Origin of the sequence: Roseibium sp. MMSF_3544 (assembly GCF_030732845.1) — a bacterium.
GTDB lineage: Bacteria > Pseudomonadota > Alphaproteobacteria > Rhizobiales > Stappiaceae > Roseibium.
In genome coordinates this window covers 68,594-87,555 of the sequence record NZ_JASHKA010000001.1, presented here as the reverse complement: position 1 = coordinate 87,555, position 18,962 = coordinate 68,594, and the positions used below count along the sequence as shown (strand labels likewise).

Sequence of the window (18,962 nt, the reverse complement as noted above, 5' to 3'; positions counted from 1 at the left end):
GGAATGCTTCAAGGAAAGAAGGGGTTAAGGAGTGCTGCGGGACATGCCAACGATCAAAGACGTCGCCAGGAAAGCCGGGGTGTCCGTTGGTACCGTTTCGCGTGTTTTGTCCAAGAATGAAACCGTCAAGCATCCCCTCAAGCTGAAAGTCCAGGCCGCGATGAAGGAGCTTGACTACAAGCCCAATCTTGCCGCGCGAGCTTTGCGAACCAACAGCATCGATGTGATTGGTCTTGTTGTACCTGACATCACCAATCCGTTTTTTGCTCAGCTTGTCAAAAACATCGAGATGGAGGCAGCCAAGCGAAGCCACTCCGTGATGATTGCCAACTCGCATGATGATGCCGAGACGGAAAAGACGCAGATCGCGGCGCTGCTCGATCGCGCCGTTCGCGGTATCATCGTCGTGGCAACGGCAGAGGGTCGGAGCCTCGCAACAACCGATGTGCCGATCGTTTCTCTCGATCGCCGATTTGGGCAATTCCCTCTAATTGCCACCGATCACTATGACGGGTCTCAGAAGATCGCGGACCACCTTTACACCCTTGGCCACCGGCGGATCGCCTATATCGCCGGTCCGTTGAGCATGGATGTCGCGCAAAGCCGACGAGAGGGTTTCGTGAACCGTATCCAGGCACTTTCCACGCCGCAGGACCCGATTGAACTCACGGTCTTTGAAGGTCAGTTCGACTACGACGCCGGAGAAGAACTTGGGCGGACAATCCTCACGAAAACGCCAGCCTCTGAGCGCCCAACGGCAATTGCTGCAGCGAGTGATCAACAGGCAATCGGCGTTTTGCGGTGCGCACGTGACCTGAAACTTGATGTTCCGAATGATCTTTCTGTCGCCGGGTTTGACGACATAACGCTGGCGTCACTTGTTGTCCCGCGTCTGACAACTCTCCGGCAACCCATAGAAGCGCTTGCGCTTTCCGCTGTTGAGCAGGTTTTCGTTGCGAATTCTGCTTCAAAAGACACGGCGATCGCAGGAGACATCGTCATGCGCGAGTCGACGGCCCCGAAATAATGCCGACACTGGCATCTGCGGATGGTCATGCAGACAAACGCTGCCCACACAACGAGGCGGGGCGGCATCGATCGCGAACGAGACGGACGCTTGGCCGAGGATAATCGGAGTTTGCGCCTCTTGAGACCCGCGTCTCACCCCGGCCCTTGTCACGTCTGCGTGAGGGTTCATCGCTTCTCATGGCGCTTTTCGCCGCGATCAATTTATATGAACTCGTCAAGTTTCACATTCAGACGATGCCTGGAGACCATGATGCGTACCCTTGTAACCGTTGCCCTCATGAGTTTGCTTACTCTTCCTGCAGTGGCGGAGACCCGCACCTACAAGACCGATCCGGGACATACGGAGGTTCGTTTCGGATGGGACCACGCGGGCGTCAGCCGTCAACACGGTGAGTTCGACCGCGCCGAGGGAATTCTGGTGATCGACCCTGCAGATCCGTCTTCGGCCACTCTGGAGGTCACCATAGATGCCGCTTCGGTTTCCACCGGTGTAGGACCGCTCGACGATCACGTGAAGAACGCGGACTTCCTCGTCGTGGAGGAACATCCGACCATCCGTTTTGTCTCCACTTCGGTAACGCCAACTGGCGACACCACGGCCGATGTCGCGGGTGAAGTGACGCTGCGCGGGGTAACTGTGCCGGCTACACTGCAAGTGGAACTAATCCATCAGGGCCCACACCCCGTCGCCCAGTTCATTGACTACTACAAGGGCGATTGGCTCGGGTTTCACGCGACCACAGAGATCGACACTGCCCCCTTCGGCTTCGCGTTGCCTGTCGGACCCCTATCTTTTGACATCTCTACAGAAATGCGGGCACAGTGACACTGCCGGTCGCTGCGGCAGGTAACGATGTCAGCTCAGCGACCGAAAGCATCTCTTGGTTAGCTGGAAAACATGAGCCTCTTGACAGCACTCTGCTGTCAGGAAGGCCTATGCTTCTGCTGAAGTCCGGCGACGTTGAATTGGCAGACTTAGAGCTGCTTGAGTGACAGATTTTCAAACCAGTCGAGGATGGTGTCGGCCCAGCCCACCGGGGCGCCGTGGCCACCTTTGTGCAGCAAAAGATCTATCTGGCCTGCCTCACAATCTGTCCAATGCCGCAACCAGAACTCTCCAACGAAACTGTTGGTTTCGGGCTGGCGGTTGCCGCAGCGGTTTGTTTCCCGCAGCACCTTCAAGGATGCCCAGACATCGCCCTGCACAACCGTACCGTTACGGAAGGATCGGCCTTCCAGGGGGACCGTTCGATCTGTCCATCCATGCGCATGAAACAGGTATACCGGCCCAGCGCATCTTTCCGGCAGACTTTCCCAAAAGGCACCTGCGACCGGGGCATACGCATCCGCAAAATCAGGTAGACGGCAAGCCATGTCCCAGACCATGGATCCACCTCGCGAAAATCCTGCGAGCACAAACGGCGCATCCGCCAGCTGGTGTTTGCCGCGGACATCGGCAATCACTTCTTGGAGAAAAACCGCGTCGTCGCGATCATGCTTTGTGTTGTCCGCGCGAACAGACCAATCCTTGGTCCAACGTGCCTCGGGATGTTCTCCGTTGGGAGCAACAAACACATAGCCGCGGGCAACCGAGGCACGGGCAAGATCGGAGTTGAGCATCGCCTTTCCAGTGGCACCGCCACCGTGAAGATGCATGACGATCCCGACCGGGTCGCGCTCGGGGAAAATCAGATGATAGCTTCCGCTCTCAATGCGGCAGGGCGTGTCCGCATCGCCGCAATCCTGCTGCGCCGATGCCGCGCTGATGAGACAGAAAAAGGTCAACATCAGGCCTGCAACGTGACGTGATCCCCAGCTTGGCATCTCTGTTTCCCACCATATGACGCGATCTGAATGGTTGCCCTCCCCGCCGCACGTGTTCTGCGAATTCGCGTATGGCGGGCTGGCTCCGGATTTGTCCGGTAATCTGCAGGTGGATGCAAATCACTAAGTCGTATGAACCGGCCGTGGTCGGAGCGAGCCGAATGATCGGGCAGCCTATCTCTTTGCAACAGACATACGCCGCTTCAAGTATTCGCCGTATTGGCTCAGCGAAAAGATGAAGATCCAGTAGATCGCCCCGACGAAGGCATAGACCTCGATATAGTATGGTGCCCATTCCACTGTCCCGAAGGCGGCATTTGCCGAAGCGAGCACATCGAAGAAACCGATAATGATCACGATCGCGGTTTCCTTGAACGTGACCACCACCATGTTGATGGTTGACGGCAGCGCGTGGCGAAAGACCTGCGGCATGATGATGCGCGAGAGAATTTGAAAGGCTGTCAGACCCAGGGCCTTTCCAGCCTCGAATTGCCCCTTCGGGATCGCCTGAAAACCACCCCTAAAGACCTCCGCCTGATAGCACGCGAAGAAGAGCGCGAACCCAATAATCACGCGCCAGATTTTGTCGCCGTTCAACCAGTCCGGCAACAACAACGGAATGACGACCGCTGCTGCAAAAAGCGTCGTCAGCAGCGGCAGTGAGCGAATGAAATCGATCAGCAGCGACGCGGCACCTCTGACGACGGGCAGATTGGAACGGCGCGCCAGTGCGAGCAGCAATCCCATCGGCATACCGAGAAGCACGACGGAGGAAAACATGAAAAGGGTCAGCGCAAGGCCACCCCATTGGTCCGTGGTGACCTGAGGCTGGCCGAGCAGTGTTCCGTCCATCAAAAGCACATAAGTGCCGAAGCCGACGATCCAGAGCGTGACAAGTTTGCTCGTGCTCCAGAAATGCGGCAGGCAGGACAGCACCACCGTCACAATGATCGCAACACAGGCAAGCGTTGAGCGCCAATGCAGATCAAACGGATAAAGACCGAACAGGATGAGCCGGTGACGCGCGGCAATCACGGACCAGCAGGCCCCTCCCGCCTCTGCGCACTGCCCCACATCCTCGGCGCGCCAAACCGCGCTGAGTATCGCCCAGTCGAGCAGCAGCCACGCCATGTAGAGCATCAGCCCGAAAATGAAGACACTCGTGAGCGTATCGCTCGGGCTTCGGAACGCTCTTCTTTTGAACGTATTGGCAAGTTGTCCGAACCAGTCGGGCGCGCCGGAATAGTCGCTCGCGATCGCCATCTCAGTGACCTTTCAGCGCCAGGCGCGCGTTGATGAAATTGACGATCTGGGCAAGTGAATAGTTGATCAGCAGAAAAGACAGCATCAACAGCCCCATGAGTTCCAGGGTTTGTCCGGACTGGGTGATCGATGTCGAAACGATGTAGAACAGATCACTGAAGCCAATCGCAACGCCCAGCGTGGTCGCCTTCATGATGAAGATCCACTGGTTGCCGAGCGGCGGCATGATCGTGCGCAAGGCCATCGGCATCTTGATGTGAAACCAGATGGACCGCGAGGACAGGCCCAGCGCTTTGCCTGCTTCGGTCAAGCCGCTCGGGACTTCGTGGAGACCGCCGCGCACGACCTCTGCAATATAGGCCGAGCCGTACAGTGTGATCGCCAGGATCATGGCGACAAGTTCTATCGAGACCGTCAACCCACCTTGAAACCGCAAGCCCTTTTGCGCAGGGATAGAGAAGATCGATGCGTCCGCCGGGGCAAATATCGATGCAACACCAAGTGTCAAAACAAAGCCGGCAATCAACCAAAGCCCCAGCTTTTGCAAAAAGTGCAGGCTCTTCAGCCGGAAGATGACGACACCCAGAAGCACCAACCCGGCGAAAAGGCCGAGAACAACACCGGGAGAAACGTTTAGTGCCGGCAGCATCAGACCCCTGTTCGACAGGAACACCGCGTCTCCAAGAGAAAACGCCTGGCGGGGCCCCGGCATGTGAATGAGCACCGCATACCAGAATACCAGCTGCAGGATCAGAGGAAGGTTTCTGAACAGCTGAATATAGACGGTGGCAAATGCGTTGAAGCCGAGCTGGCGCGCATCTCTTGCCGTGCCGATGGCAAATCCGAGGATGGTAGACAGGACAATACAGATCAGCCCCAGGAACAAGGTGTTCATGAAACCAATCAGCAGAGTTCGGGAATAACTGTCGTCAATGCTCCGGTCGATCAGGGAAAACGAGTACGCCCACCCGGTCGCGCGCTCCAGAAATCCGAAACCGCTCGCCATGTTGAGTTCGGTGAGCTTTGTCTGGGCGGTCGATACGGCGACCCAGATAACGAGCGCCACCGAGACGACCAGCAATCCTTGCAGGAACAAATCACGTCGTTTGCGCCTGGCCTTGAGCGCCACAGCATCCATATCCGGATCCTCCTTGCCGCAACACATGGAAGGCGGCAGGGGCAGTCAGTCCCCGCCGCCATTGGAAGTGGATCAGTCCAGGATCGGGGCGTACAGGACGCCGCCATGGCTCCACAGATTGTTCAATCCGCGTTCGAGTTTGTAAGGTGAGCCCTCACCCAGATTGCGGTTGTAGATTTCGCCGAAATTGCCGACAGCGGCGATCATCTCACGGGCCCAGGTGTCCCGAATCCCAAGCCGCTCGCCCATCCCCGGATCGACGCCCAGAAGCCTTGCGATTTTCGGATTTGGCGGGTTTTCCGTCATTTCCTCGACATTGGCCGATGTCACGCCCTCTTCCTCGGCGATCAAGAGCGCGGCGATCATCCAGTTGACCATATCGACGAACTCCTCGTCACCCTGGCGCATGGCAGCAGCGATCGGCTCGTTGGACAACTGGTCGGACAGAATGATGTGCGCATCGGGCTTTTCGAGCTCTGTTGCCCGGAGAACGGCGAGAAACGGTCCCCAGGCCGCAAAGGCGTCGCACCGGTTCGCGAGATAGGCAGCGCGCAGCTCGGATGCCTTCTCATAGGAAACCATCGTGTGCTCGACGCCGATTGTTTTCAGGTAGTTGCCGGCAAGCCTTTCGATGGTGGTCCCGGCCTCGACGCAGATCGTGCCGCCGTCAAGTTCCTTGGCTTCGGTAATGCCGAGGTCTCCATGCGCCATGAACTGAGTGCCGCCGAAGAAATACGGCAGGCTGAACTGAAGTCCCACTTCGGTGTCGCGCCCCATGGTCCAGCCGGTTGCCTTGATGATCACGTCGACATCACCGGACTGCAGTGCCGGAAAACGCTGTGCCCAGCTCAGCGGAACAATTTGTGCTTTTTCAGGGTCTCCCAGAATGGCCGTCGTCAACGCGCGGCACATGTCAATGTCCAGGCCCTTCCATTCGTTCTTGTCATTGACTTCCACGAAACCGAAGTAGCTGCCGTTGTGGCCGCTGCACAAAAGGGTTCCCCGCTCCTCAATTGCCGTAACCGTTGCGCTTTTCGAGTAAGCGGCAACAGGGGCTGCAACGCCTGCGGCGAATGCAACCGCACAGGCGATTTTTGCAATATTGGTTGCCATTTAGCTGTTCCCTGTTTTATATATCAGAACACGTGTTCCATTTAGTAGGTTACGGGCACTCGCAAATGAGTCAAGTGAATTCTCAGGTTCGTAGCGAACGCGGACAAAATTTGACCCGATTGACCCGTGTGTGAGCAGGATTTGGTGAAAAAGCACAATCACTGGGCAACTGGACGTGTTTGCGGTTGAGCTGAAGTGCCCATCGCTGGCATTTTGAAAGAGGCTCGCAACCTGAAGACTCAGATCCCGGCGGGTCGGTTGAACGTATGAGAGGGCGAGCAGCCTTATAGAGTTGGCGTGATGCTTCGTGCAGAAGGAGACGGCATGATAAATTCAAACTACCCGGTCGAGATGGACGTCGAACCGGAAATCAAGGCTTTCTTCGATCCTGCAACGAACACCATCAGCTATGTTGTCAAGGACCCTCAGTCCAATGCCTGCGCCGTTATCGACAGCGTCATGGACATCGACATGGCCGCCGGGCGCATCACCTATGACAACGCGGACGAAATCATCGCCTACATCCAGGACAAGAACCTGGACCTTGAATGGCTGATCGAAACACACGTTCATGCCGACCACCTTTCGGGTGCCCCTTACATCCAGCAAAAGCTGGGAGGAAAACTTGGCATCGGCGACAAGATCACCGTCATCCAGGAAACATTTGGTAAGGTCTTCAACGAAGGCACGGAGTTTCAGCGGGACGGCAGCCAGTTCGACCGCCTCTTTCAGGACGGCGATACCTACACAATCGGCACCATGACCGCCTTTGCCATGTCAACGCCCGGCCATACGCCGGCCTGCATGGTTCATGTGATGGGCAACGCGGCCTTTGCCGGCGACACCTTGTTCATGCCCGATGGCGGGTCTGCACGCGCCGATTTCCCGGGCGGAGATGCGGCGATACTCTATGATTCCATCCAGAAGGTGCTCGCGCTGCCGGACGACATGCGCCTGTTCATGTGCCACGACTACGGTCCCAACGGGCGCGACATTGCGTGGGAGACCACGGTTGGTGACGAAAAAGAGCACAATATTCACGTCGGAGGCGGCAAATCCAAGGAAGAGTTCGTACAGTTCCGCACCGAACGGGACGCCCAGCTTGCAATGCCCAAGCTGATCATACCGTCCATCCAGGTCAACATGCGTGCCGGAAAGTTGCCGCCAGCCGACGACAGCGGCAAGACATTCCTGAAAGTGCCGGTGAACGAGCTTTGAAGTCGGCCTGATTGGCTCGCCTCATCGAAAACAGGTCGGATCACTTTGGAGATCTGTCAGTCGAGCAAAACGGACCCGCGCGGTGACTTGAGGGCAAACGCCAGGCCTGCTTCTCCCTCGGACACGTCTGCAAGGTGGTCGACATTCAGGGACTTCAGCTGGCTGACAATCCGTGCAGGATCAGGGTGCGAAATCCTGACCGCTTGCAGCCGGACGCCAAGATCCTGCTGCCCCGTCGAGGGATGGGGTCCGGGAGACCATTCAATGAAGGCGGGGAGCAACCCGGATCCGGGCAAGCTTCCATCCCTTGGCACTGTCAAGCGCCAGCTCCTGTCGCCCCGGGCGAAATCGACAACCTCCCCGAGGTCAACGGGGCTGTTCGCCAGCACTTGATCCAGATCCGTCGTGTTGACGACCCAGGTCAGGGCACGTGGCCGCTCGTTCAGTCGTTTCTGCGTCGCGGGATCATCGAGCGAGAACCATCGCACCCGGCCGGGATCCGGTGCTTCGGGATCGATTGCGATGAGTTCAAAAAAACTCTCGTTTCCGGCCTGCATCACGCAGTTATGCGTGCTCATTGTCGTATGTTTGCTGCCGCCGGGAACCGTCACGCCCAACTTGTCTTCCATCTCCAGAATGCCAGCTGCAAGGCTGGAGCATCCGATGGCGAAGTGATCGATTTTGTTTTGCATGGCTGTACTCAGTCCTGAAGAAATTTGAACGCTTGTGTGAAGTCGGCTTTGAGGGTCTCAGGGTCTTCAAAACCGATGTTCACACGCAGGAGCGGACCGTCTTCCAATTGGCGGCTGCGCTCGGAGGTCATCGGCAAAACCAGGCTCTCGTAACCGCCCCAACTGACCCCAATGCCGAAACACTGAAGACCGTCGACGAAAGCACGAAACCGTTGTTCGGAAACCGCTTTGAAAATCACCGAGAACAGGCTGGCAGCACCGGAGAAATCCCTTTTCCAGATTTCGTGTCCGGGGCAGGTTTCAAAAGCCGGGTGCAACACGCGCGCGACACACTTTTGTTGCGCAAGCCAGGCAGCCATCTCCCTGCCCGTGCCATCCTGATACTCCATGCGCATCTTCAGCGTGCGCGCGCCCCTGAGCGCCAGGAAGACTTCCTGAGCGCCCGGTTTATCACCCAACGACATCACCGTACGGCGCACCAGAGAGTGGTATTTGCTGTTCGCTGCGATGACACCCAGCATGGCATCGGAGTGTCCGCACAGGTGCTTTGAACCGGAATAAACAACGATGTCCGCCCCAAGGCCCAGCGGCTTGCAAAAAACGGGCGACGCCCAGGTATTGTCGAATATGACCGGCACGCCCTGTTCCGCAGCAAGATTTGAAATCTGCGGCAGGTCGCAGACTTCAAACGTGCCTGATCCCGGAGCTTCCGCCATGACCGCGCAGGTGTTCCTGCGAAGTTTCCCGGCAATGCCACCGATCGGATCGAAAGGTTCGATCTCGACATATATCGCCGCCAGTAGTCCATCGCAGAATGCCCGGGTATTCCCGTAAAGATTTTCCGAAACAAGCAAATGCGAGGCTGGCCTTGCGACGGAAAGCAACGCGGCGGTTATCGCGGAAACGCCGGATGAGGTCAGCGTGACCCCGTCGGCTTCGTCCAACTCTGCCAGCAGGTCCTCAAGCGAGAACGTCGCCGCGTTTCCGTATCTCCCGTAGTAGGGCGTGCCGTTTTCGTACCGCGCCTCTCGCGCTGCCTCAAACGCGTCGAGACTGTCGAAAACAACGGTCGACCCCAGTTCCACCGGCCAGTTCACCTGCCTTCCCAGCGGGTCTTGCGGTCTTCCGCGATGAACCAGAGTATCGGCGAGACTCGTCGGTTTCATTCTGTCGGGCTCCTGCACTCGAGTGTTGTTGAATTGATGACACTCGACATTATGTGTGTCAATATGCAGAAAGATTGTTCCATTTAACGAAACAGAAATGCACCTCACATCCAATCATTGGGGCGTTGGCCACATCACAGTTGAAAACGGCCGCATAGCATCGGTCGTCCCTCATTCCGGCGACCCGGACCCCTCCCCCATCAACGGAAATATTGCGTCCAGCTTGAGCGGGTCCGCGCGCGTTCTGCGTCCAGCGGTCCGGAAGGGTTGGTATGAAAACGGCCCGGCGCCCTCAACACGGGGCGAAGACCCATTCGTCGAAGTTTCCTGGGACGAAATGAACGAGATCCTGACGGCCGAACTCAAACGGGTGAAGCAGACCTATGGCAACAAGTCGATTTTCGCCGGCTCTTACGGCTGGTCGAGTGCCGGTCGATTTCACCATGCGCAAAGTCAGCTCAAACGCTTTTTGAACACCCAGGGCGGCTATGTGCGCTCGGAAGGCAACTACAGCTACAATGCTGCACTTGGCCTGCTGCCCTTCATTGTGGGAAATTTTCGCAACCATGTCGCGCAGGCCACAAGATGGTCAGTCGTTGCTGACCACGGCGAACTCGTCGTCGCCTTCGGGGGACTGGCGATGCGAAACAGCCAGGTTAGCGACGGTGGCATCTCAAAACATCGAAAGGCCGAGAGCCTGAAAAAATGCGCAAGGGCCGGTGTCAAATTTGTAAATTTCAGTCCGCTGAAAAGTGACTTGGCGGAGTCGGTAAATGCCGAATGGCTCGCACCACTGCCCGGCTCGGATGTCGCGATCATGATGGGCCTTGCTCACACGCTTCTGGAAGAAGACCTCCACGACAAGGATTTTCTGGAGCGTTACACAACCGGATTTGGCCGTCTGGAGGATTACCTTCTTGGCAAGACCGATGGTGTTGCCAAGACAGCCGCGTGGGCGGAGCAGCAATCCGGAATTTCGGCTTCGAGGTTGCGCGCACTGGCGCGCGAGATGGCGCGCAAGCGCACCATGATTTCCTGCGCTGCCAGTCTGCAGCGGGCCGATTACGGCGAGCAACCGCTCTGGATGACCATTTCACTGGCTGCAATGCTGGGCCAGGTCGGCCTCCCGGGAGGCGGCTTCACCATTGGATATGCGGTCAACGGCAACATCGGCAACACGGAACGGCTTTTCCGCCCGGGCGCTCTGTCTCAGGGAAAGAATGCCGTTTCGGAGTTCATCCCCGTAAGCATGATTTCGGAGATGCTGCTCAATCCCGGCCAGGAATACATGTATCTGGGAGACAGACGGAAATTGCCGGACGCGAGAATGGTGTGGTGGGCCGGCGGCAATCCGTTTCATCACCATCAGGACCTGAACAGGCTCCGCCGTGCCTTCTCAAGGCCGGATACCATTGTCGTCAATGAAATCAACTGGACCGCCACGGCACGGCACGCGGATATCGTCCTGCCCGTCGCAGCACCGCCGGAGAGAACCGACTTCGGCGCGGGCAAGTCCGACAATGCCCTTGTTCCGATGCCAGCCTGTGTTGCGCCTCCCGGCGACGCGCGAACGGAGTTTCAAATCTACAGCGCCCTTTCAAGGCGCCTTGGCAACATGGATGCGTTTTCTGAAGGGCTCGATGAACGGGGTTGGCTGCTGAGGCTCTGGGAGGAAACCGTTGCAGCCGCTGCTGAAGAAGGCATTGCGCTGCCCGACTGGGATACGTTCATTGCCGGTGACGTGATAACCCTGCCCGACCCTTCTCCTGATCAGATTTTCCTGTCGGAGTTCCGCGAAGACCCGGTCAACTGCCCGCTGCCGACCGCCAGCGGACGTATCGAACTCTATTCGCAGAAAATTGCGGACATGAACCTGCCCGACTGTCCAGGCCACCCCAGCTGGTTCGAACCGAGAGATCGAAAGTCCGGCAACCATCGGGTCCATTCTCTTGCGTTGATCTCGGGGCAACCGGGCACGCGCTTGCACAGCCAGCTCGACAATGGCGCAACAAGCCTTGCCGCCAAGGTCCAACAACGCGAACCCGTCCTGATAAATCCCGAGGACGCCGCGGAGCGCGGGATTTCGAATGGCGATGTGGTTGAGCTTTTCAATTCGCGCGGCAAATGCCTTGCAGGCGCGCGGATCACCGATGAGATCCGCAAGGGCTGCGTGTTCTTGTGGACCGGTGCCTGGTACGATCCGGACTTTTCGGATCCCGACCATCGAGACAGGCACGGCAACCCGAATGTCCTCACGCACGACCTTCGAACATCCTCGCTGACGCAAAGTACCGCCGCGCACTCAACCCAGGTGGAAATCAGACGGTTCGAGGCCCCCATCCCGGACGTCGAGGCGCACACGCCGCCCCGATTTACCTTTGCTGAGTCGTCCGTTACATTGCGGCAAAACGCCAGCAAAGACTGAATATGTCCGAAAAGAAACCGACTGAAGCAAAAGTTGATTCCACGCTTTCCAAAGGCCTGGCGATACTTGAGAAACTTGCCGAAGCGCGCCGTTCGCTCGGCGTTACAGAGATTTCCCGCTCGCTGGAACTCACAAAGTCAAACACCTTTCGACTGCTCCAGACGCTTTCGAGACTGGGCTATGTCACTCAAAGGGAAGATGGCAGCTATGCCGTCACGCTCAAGATGTGGCAGGTCGGCCGCTCCACCGTGGACAGTCTCAACCTTCGGGAGCTTGCGGCCCCTGAAATGGCATATCTCGCCGATGAAACGGGAGAGACGATCTATCTGGCCGTGCCGGAACAGTTCAACGTGGTCTATATCGACAAGATTGAAAGCAAGAAGCCGATCCGCTCCTGGAACCCGATCGGCGGTTCGGCACCGATCCACTGCGTGGGAACCGGCAAGGCAATTCTGGCTGCAAACTACAACAGTCTGCGCGAGAAACTGTCCGAACCGCTTCAGTCGTTCACCAACCGTACCCTGACGACCTTGAGCCAGCTCGACGAGGATATCGAGGCAACCCGCATGCGCGGCTACGCATTTGACACAGGGGAGTTCCGCGACCGGATCTTGAGCTTCGGTGCAGCCATCAAGCTTCCTGATGGCGAAGCCGTCGCAGCCATTGGCATCTCTGTGCCGAACGTGAACCTGCCTGACAATGGAGAGGAGCGGTTCGGCGCGCTTTCCGCGCATGCCGCGGAAGCCGTTTCGCGAAAACTTTCCAGGGTCTAGCGCGAAAACCCCGTGCAATCCTTTGCACAGCGAGTGGCCCCGGTTTCAGGACTTCGGCTCCGGCATTTCGACCGGCCCACCCTGCTTGACCCATTCGGAAAAGCCTTCCCGCAGGTGCGCTGCGTCAAAGCCCATGTCCTGCAGCGTCGCGACCGTCAGCGCCGACCGCCAGCCGGAGGCGCAGTGGAAGACGAACTTCTTGTCTTCACCAAAAACCTCCTTGAAATAAGGGCTTTCCGGATCGACCCAGAACTCCACCATTCCCCTGGGTGCATGCACGCTTCCGGGAATGAAACCCGATCGTTGACGTTCACGCACGTCGCGGATGTCGACAATCACAACATCGGGGTCGTCCATTGCGGAGATCAGGTCCGGAACTTCCACTTCTTCAATCCGCGACCGCGCGTCCGCAACCATGCTCGCTGCGCTTTTGGCAAGTTTTTTCATTTCGCCTACTGTTCCGATATATAAAACATTTATTTCTTATATTGACACGCGATAGGGTTGTTTGCAAGTAATCCAGAAGGCCGGAAATTTTGAAGGCCGCAAAAAGGAGGCTGTCGCTTTGACCCGGACAATGCCTGTTTCCCTTTGGGATGTCTCTGCTGAGGAACGTGACCTGGAAGGTCAGTTGCCGGAAGGAGAAAAGTTCGACGTCGTGATCGTCGGCGGCGGCTTTACCGGTTTGTCGACCGCGCTTCACTGCAGCGAGGCAGGACTGTCGGCCTGTGTCATCGAAGCCAATCATATCGGTTTTGGGGGATCGGGCCGCAATGTCGGGCTGGTGAATGCCGGCATATGGCTACCTCCCACACAAGTGCGCGAAAAGCTCGGCACCACCTACGGCCCACGCTTCCTGCAACGCTTTGGCAGTGGACCTTCGATGGTTTTTGATCTGATTGAAAAGCACCAGATCCGCTGCGAAGCAACACGAAACGGCACCATTCACGCGGCGCATGCCCCCTCCGGTTTTCGGGACCTGGAAGCCAGGTGGAAGGAATGGAACTCCATGGGCGAACCGGTTGATCTGCTCAACCGTGAGCAAATTTCAGAGAAGATAGGAACAAAGGCCTTTCACGGCGGGCTGGTTGACCATCGCGCCGGCACCATCAACCCGATGGGATATTGCCGCGGTCTTGCGCGGGCCGCCAGGGCCGCGGGCGCATCGATCAGCACAGGCGTCAAAGTTACGTCCCTGCAAAAAACGGGCGACGGCTGGACAGTCCACGCCGACAAAGGACAGATCTCTGCCAAATCGGTTGTTCTCGGCACAAACGCTTACACCGACACTCTTTGGCCCGGGCTGAAGAAGACCTACACGATGATCCATTATTTCCAGCTGGCAACCGAGCCGTTGGGAGAACAGGCGGCCCACATTCTGCCGGAACGTCAGGGGCTGTGGGACACCGCGCCCATCATGTTCTCGCTTCGGCGGGACAATGCGGATCGCCTGATCATCGGGTCCATGGGAAAAGTAATTGGCGACAAATCCAAGGGTCTTTCCCACCGATGGGCCAAGAAGCAGCTGTCCCGTCTCTTTCCGGGCCTCGGCGACATTCGTTTTGAAGAAGCATGGCATGGCCAGATTGCGATGACGCCGGATCATCTGCCACGCATTCATGTGCTCGACGATGGTCTCTTTACGCCCATCGGCTACAATGGCCGAGGCATCACCACAGGAACCATCTTCGGGCAAGGCATTGCAGGTCTGTTGACAGGCATGAAACCGGAAGACTTGCCGCTTCCAACAACTGATATGGCCGCAGTCACGAACGCGCCGGTGATGTCCCGCTTCTACAATATTGCCTTCACGGCCAACCAGTTCATCAAAGGATTCTGACAAGCATGACCCGGTCCGACATTCGCGTTGGTGTGGATATTGGCGGCACGTTTACCGATGTCGCGCTCGACCATCCGGGCGGTACGGCCACGTGCAAGGTGCTGACGGATTACGCCGAGCCGGAACGGGCGATCTTGAAAGGCATTGAAATCGCCGCCCAAAACGCGCGCATCCCGCTTTCGGACATTGGTCAGGTCATTCATGGAACCACGCTGGTCACGAATGCGCTGATCGAACGACGCGGTGCCAATATGGCCTTCATCACGACGGAAGGATTTCGCGACGTCATTGAGATGCGGTCCGAAAACCGGTTTGAGCAATATGACCTGAACCTGCAATTGCCAAAGCCGCTGGTACCTAGAAAGCACCGCTTCACCTTGAACGAGCGGGTCGGACCGAAGGGGGATGTGCTGCTTGCTCTTGATCCGGCCGAGACGCAGCAAATGGCGCGCCGCATCGTGGAAAGTGGCTTCGAAGCAGTCGCGATCGGCCTGATGCACGCCTATGCGAACGATGCACACGAAAGGATGATGGCAGACGCCTTGAAAGACCTGTCTCCGGACCTGTCTGTCTCGCTCTCATCCGTCATCTCACCGCAAATGCGCGAGCTGCCGCGATTCAACACCGTTATTGCCAACGCCTATGTCCAGCCGCAGGTCTCGGCATACCTGAACCGCCTCGTCACCAAACTTCGCGGGAGCGGAATAAACGCCCCGGTCTTCATGCTGCATTCCGGCGGCGGCCTGATCTCGGTTGAGACGGCGTCAGAGCAACCGGTGCGGCTGCTGGAATCCGGGCCTGCAGGCGGCGCCATCTTTGCTGCCGAGTTCGCACGCGCGCACGGCATCGAAAAGGTCATGTCGTTCGACATGGGCGGAACAACAGCAAAGATCTGCCTCATCGAGAATGGCTCGCCGAAAACAGCAAGCACGTTTGAGGTCGCCCGCACCTACCGCTTCAAGAAAGGGTCGGGCATGACTGTGTCCACCCCGGTGGTGGAGATGGTTGAAATCGGCGCAGGTGGCGGATCGATCGCCTCGATCGACCAGATGGGCCGTATTCAGGTCGGGCCGCGTTCAGCTGCTTCCGAACCGGGGCCTGCCTGCTATCAGCGAGGCGGGGTCGAACCGACGGTCACGGACTCAAACCTGGTTCTCGGCAGGTTGGATCCGGACAACTTTGCCGGTGGTGAAATACCCTTGTCCGTCGACAACGCCTTCACCGCCCTGTCCGACAAGATCGCTTCCGCGCAGGGCATCGAGGTGACCGAGGCCGCCTTCGGCGTGACCGAGATGGTCGATGAAAACATGGCGAACGCGGCGCGGGTCCACACCGTTGAAAATGGCCGCGACATTGAGCACTTCACCATGATCGCGTTCGGAGGCGGTGCCCCACTGCACGCTTGCCGTCTGTGTGAAAAGCTGGGCATCGATGCCTTGCTCATCCCCCCGGGCGCGGGCGTCGGGTCCGCGATCGGATTTTTGCGCGCTCCCTTCAGCTACGAGGCGACCCGGGGCCTGTTCCAGACGTTGTCGGAATTCGATGCAGGCGCGGTCAATGCAGCGCTTCAGGCGATGGAGGTCGAAGCCCGGGAGTTCGTCGAACAAGGCGTTCGAGACGGCCGGACAACCACAAGCCTTACCGCGTTCATGCGCTACGCCGGACAAGGCTGGGAAATCCCCGTGCCGCTGCCGCATAAGGCGTTTTCCGGCTGCGATGTCGATGAGATCCTCACAGCCTTTGAGGAGGCCTACCGCACACTCTTCGGCCGCACGATTGACGGGCTTGCTCCCGAGATCACGAACTGGTCCCTGACCGTCGCCTCTGTATTGCCGGAACCGGATGCGGTTCATCGTCAAAATGGTAGAGACGCGGCAACCATCTCGCGCACCAGGGTCATCTATGACGCCGCCTTGCGCCGGGACGTCGAAGCGCAGGAGGTCGAGCGACGGTCAATGAAGAGCGGGTCCGCCGTGGACGGTCCAGCGGTAATCGTCGAGGTGGAAACCTCCACAATCGTGACATCTGCTTACCGGGCAATTGGCCAACCAGACGGCTGCCTTCTCTTGATCCGAAAGGACGCCAGCTGATGCCGAGCGCAATTGACTATCAGATCATGTGGAACCGCCTGATCGCCGTGGTGGAAGAGCAGGCGACGACGCTCATAAGGACTGCCTTCTCGACATCGGTGCGCGAAGCCGGCGATCTGTCGGCCGGTCTTTTCGACCGGCAGGGCCGGATGATGGCCCAGGCAGTGACGGGCACGCCCGGCCATGTCAATGCGATGGCCGAGAGCGTCACCCATTTCGTTCGCGAGATCGGAATGCAGAACATCTTCGAGGGAGATGTTTTCATTACCAACGATCCCTGGCTCGGCACCGGGCACCTGCACGACATCACCGTGGTCACGCCCGTATTTCGGAAAGGCCTGCATATCGGCTTTTTCGCCTGCACGGCACACGTCGTCGATATCGGCGGACGCGGGTTCGGACCCGATGCGGGCGAAGTCTACGAGGAAGGCCTGCTGATCCCGATAACCAAGTTCGCGGAACGGGGAACAGTGAACCCGCTTCTGATCTCGATTATCCGGGCCAATGTCAGGACGCCCGACCAGACTGTCGGCGACATGTATTCCCTTGCAGCCTGTAATGAGGCCGGAGACCGTCGTCTGCAGGCAATGCTGGATGAATTCGGCATAGACGATCTGGAAGGCTTGTCCGATTTTCTGACCGAATCCAGCCGCAAGGCGACCAGGGAAGCGATTTCGAATGTGCCAGATGGAACCTATCGGCACACGATGACCGTTGACGGGTATGACCAGCCAGTCGAGCTGGTCGTCACGCTCAAGGTGGACGGCGACCGTCTAAACGCGGATTTCTCAGGCACAAGCGGCATGAGCGCATTCGGCGTCAATGTTCCGGAAGTCTACACAAGGGCGTATGCCTGCTACGGTTTGAAATGCGCCATTGCCCCCAGCGTTCCCAACAATACAGGGTCGCTGGAGCCTTTTGAAATTTCCGCGCCGGAAGGCTGCATTCTTGCCGCGAAGCGTCCGGCACCTGTCTCGGTGAGACATGTCCTGGGACATCTCGTGCCCGACGTCGTGCTTGGCGCTCTCCACCAGGCCATGCCCGGCACGGTGCCCGCCGAAGGGGCGTCGGCGCTCTGGAACATTCAGATTTCAGCCCGCCCCTGCGATCCTGACAGCGGATTGCAGAACGCCGAGATCCTGATGTTCAACTCCGGTGGTACCGGGGCCCGTCCGACCGTAGATGGACTGTCTGCCACGGCGTTCCCATCCGGCGTCTCCACGATGAGCGTGGAGGCCACGGAGCATGTCGGACCGATCACGGTCTGGCGCAAGGATCTGCGTGAAGGATCCGGCGGCGCGGGTGAGACCCGCGGCGGCCTCGGTCAGGTCATCGAAATCGAAGCGCGTGCGGGATACGATTTCTGGTTCAACGCCATGTTCGACAGGGTCGACAATCCGGCACGCGGACGCGATGGAGGACGGCCGGGCGCCGCCGGGCGCGTGGAGCTGACCGACGGCACGCCCCTCAAATCGAAAGGAAGGCAAAAAGTGCGCAACGGCCAGCGCCTGCGGCTCAGCCTTCCCGGCGGAGGCGGATTTGGCGACCCGGAGAAACGGGACCGGTCGCAGGTGGCGGCAGACATCGAGGCAGGCGTCGTCTCTCCAAGCCGGGCTGCCAAAGACTACGGATATTCTGGAGAAAACTCATGAGCGAGAAGATCGCCCTCATAACCGGTGCGGCCCAGGGAATTGGTCTCGCCTGCGCCCAGGCACTGGCGGAAGACGGCTGCAAGGTTGTCCTGTCCGACATTCAGGAGAATGTGCACGCGGCAGCAGCAACACTCGGCGGTTCCGGATACATCTGCGACATGGGTGACACATCCCAGATTGCCGGGATGTTCGAGCGGATTGAAGCTGACATCGGACCGGTGTCGGTGCTGGTCAACAACGCCGGCATCGCGCTTCCTGGCGATTTCCTGAGTTATTCGCTTGAGGACTTTGGCAGGGTTATCAACGTGAACCTTGTCGGTGTCTTCTTCGCGACCCAACGCGCTGCCAACACCATGGTTGCAAAGGGTATTCACGGTTCGATCGTCAACATGTCGTCGATCAATGCACAGGTCGCCATTCCCGCCATTCCTGCCTATTGCGCCTCGAAGGGCGGCGTGAACCAGCTCACGAAGGCGGCAGCGCTCTCACTTGCACCGCACGGTATTCGCGTGAACGCGGTCGGCCCCGGCTCGATCGACACGGAAATGATGGCCGGCGTCAACGCAAATCCGGAGGCGCTTGCAAAGGTGATGTCGCGCACCCCGATCGGCAGGGTCGGCACCGCCCGCGAGATCGGCGATACGGTGGCGTTCCTTGCGTCCGACAAGGCGAGCTACATCACCGGCGAAACCATCTATGTCGACGGTGGCCGCCTCGGCCTCAACTATACGGTCTGATC

At 58.4% G+C, this 18,962-nt stretch carries 16 protein-coding genes; 9 read left to right on the top strand and 7 right to left on the bottom strand.

Annotated elements, in window-relative coordinates:
* Positions 1–43 precede the first annotated feature (43 nt).
* Both RBB47_RS00415 and RBB47_RS00410 read left to right on the top strand, forming a co-directional pair.
* Entirely contained in the window at positions 44–1,027 is a 984-nt protein-coding gene (locus RBB47_RS00415) for a LacI family DNA-binding transcriptional regulator (RefSeq protein WP_305983734.1), read from the top strand.
* Positions 1,028–1,279: 252 nt separating this feature from the next.
* Positions 1,280–1,855, top strand: a complete 576-nt coding sequence (locus tag RBB47_RS00410) for a YceI family protein (RefSeq protein WP_305983733.1) — start codon at positions 1,280–1,282, stop codon at positions 1,853–1,855.
* 149 nt (positions 1,856–2,004) lie between these two features.
* Here the strand turns inward: RBB47_RS00410 and RBB47_RS00405 are convergent, their stop codons facing one another.
* The 4 genes from RBB47_RS00405 to RBB47_RS00390 all read right to left on the bottom strand — a co-directional run bounded on the left by RBB47_RS00405 (position 2,005) and on the right by RBB47_RS00390 (position 6,367).
* On the bottom strand, positions 2,005–2,853 hold the full coding sequence (locus tag RBB47_RS00405) for a PHB depolymerase family esterase (protein ID WP_305983732.1): 849 nt from the start codon (positions 2,851–2,853) through the stop codon (positions 2,005–2,007).
* Positions 2,854–3,027: 174 nt separating this feature from the next.
* A complete protein-coding gene (locus RBB47_RS00400) occupies positions 3,028–4,116 on the bottom strand; it encodes an amino acid ABC transporter permease (protein WP_305983731.1) in 1,089 nt (362 codons plus the stop codon).
* A 1-nt stretch (position 4,117) separates the two neighbouring features.
* Complete coding sequence (locus RBB47_RS00395) at positions 4,118–5,254, bottom strand: ABC transporter permease subunit (protein ID WP_305983730.1); 1,137 nt, start codon at positions 5,252–5,254, stop codon at positions 4,118–4,120.
* Positions 5,255–5,326: 72 nt separating this feature from the next.
* Positions 5,327–6,367 carry an amino acid ABC transporter substrate-binding protein gene (locus RBB47_RS00390; protein ID WP_305983729.1) on the bottom strand — a complete coding sequence of 347 codons (1,041 nt, stop codon included), beginning with the start codon at positions 6,365–6,367 and terminating at the stop codon, positions 5,327–5,329.
* 324 nt (positions 6,368–6,691) lie between these two features.
* Between RBB47_RS00390 and RBB47_RS00385 the strand changes: the two genes are divergently transcribed.
* A complete protein-coding gene (locus RBB47_RS00385; protein ID WP_305983728.1) occupies positions 6,692–7,585 on the top strand; it encodes an MBL fold metallo-hydrolase in 894 nt (297 codons plus the stop codon).
* Positions 7,586–7,641: 56 nt separating this feature from the next.
* On the opposite strand, the gene RBB47_RS00380 is transcribed toward RBB47_RS00385, so the two are convergent.
* The gene (locus RBB47_RS00380) at positions 7,642–8,277 is read right to left on the bottom strand and encodes a VOC family protein (protein WP_305983727.1); all 636 of its coding nucleotides are present in this window, start codon (positions 8,275–8,277) and stop codon (positions 7,642–7,644) included.
* Positions 8,278–8,285: 8 nt separating this feature from the next.
* Entirely contained in the window at positions 8,286–9,443 is a 1,158-nt protein-coding gene (locus RBB47_RS00375; protein WP_305983726.1) for a PLP-dependent aspartate aminotransferase family protein, read from the bottom strand.
* A gap of 97 nt (positions 9,444–9,540) precedes the next feature.
* On the opposite strand from RBB47_RS00375, the gene RBB47_RS00370 reads away from it, so the two are divergent.
* Together RBB47_RS00370 and RBB47_RS00365 are read left to right on the top strand one after the other, a co-directional pair.
* Positions 9,541–11,868 carry a molybdopterin-dependent oxidoreductase gene (locus RBB47_RS00370; RefSeq protein WP_305983725.1) on the top strand — a complete coding sequence of 776 codons (2,328 nt, stop codon included), beginning with the start codon at positions 9,541–9,543 and terminating at the stop codon, positions 11,866–11,868.
* 2 nt (positions 11,869–11,870) lie between these two features.
* The gene (locus RBB47_RS00365) at positions 11,871–12,641 is read left to right on the top strand and encodes an IclR family transcriptional regulator (protein WP_305983724.1); all 771 of its coding nucleotides are present in this window, start codon (positions 11,871–11,873) and stop codon (positions 12,639–12,641) included.
* A 45-nt stretch (positions 12,642–12,686) separates the two neighbouring features.
* On the opposite strand, the gene RBB47_RS00360 is transcribed toward RBB47_RS00365, so the two are convergent.
* Entirely contained in the window at positions 12,687–13,088 is a 402-nt protein-coding gene (locus tag RBB47_RS00360; RefSeq protein ID WP_305983723.1) for a rhodanese-like domain-containing protein, read from the bottom strand.
* 118 nt (positions 13,089–13,206) lie between these two features.
* On the opposite strand from RBB47_RS00360, the gene RBB47_RS00355 reads away from it, so the two are divergent.
* Genes RBB47_RS00355 through RBB47_RS00340 form a run of 4 tightly spaced genes read left to right on the top strand, consistent with a single transcriptional unit; the run spans position 13,207 to position 18,960 of the window.
* On the top strand, positions 13,207–14,481 hold the full coding sequence (locus RBB47_RS00355; RefSeq protein WP_305983722.1) for an FAD-binding oxidoreductase: 1,275 nt from the start codon (positions 13,207–13,209) through the stop codon (positions 14,479–14,481).
* Positions 14,482–14,486: 5 nt separating this feature from the next.
* A complete protein-coding gene (locus RBB47_RS00350; protein ID WP_305983721.1) occupies positions 14,487–16,571 on the top strand; it encodes a hydantoinase/oxoprolinase family protein in 2,085 nt (694 codons plus the stop codon).
* Entirely contained in the window at positions 16,571–18,223 is a 1,653-nt protein-coding gene (locus tag RBB47_RS00345; protein WP_305983720.1) for a hydantoinase B/oxoprolinase family protein, read from the top strand. Before RBB47_RS00350 ends, RBB47_RS00345 begins: the two co-directional genes overlap by 1 nt.
* On the top strand, positions 18,220–18,960 hold the full coding sequence (locus tag RBB47_RS00340) for an SDR family NAD(P)-dependent oxidoreductase (RefSeq protein ID WP_305983719.1): 741 nt from the start codon (positions 18,220–18,222) through the stop codon (positions 18,958–18,960). Before RBB47_RS00345 ends, RBB47_RS00340 begins: the two co-directional genes overlap by 4 nt.
* The last annotated feature ends 2 nt before the right edge of the window (positions 18,961–18,962 follow it).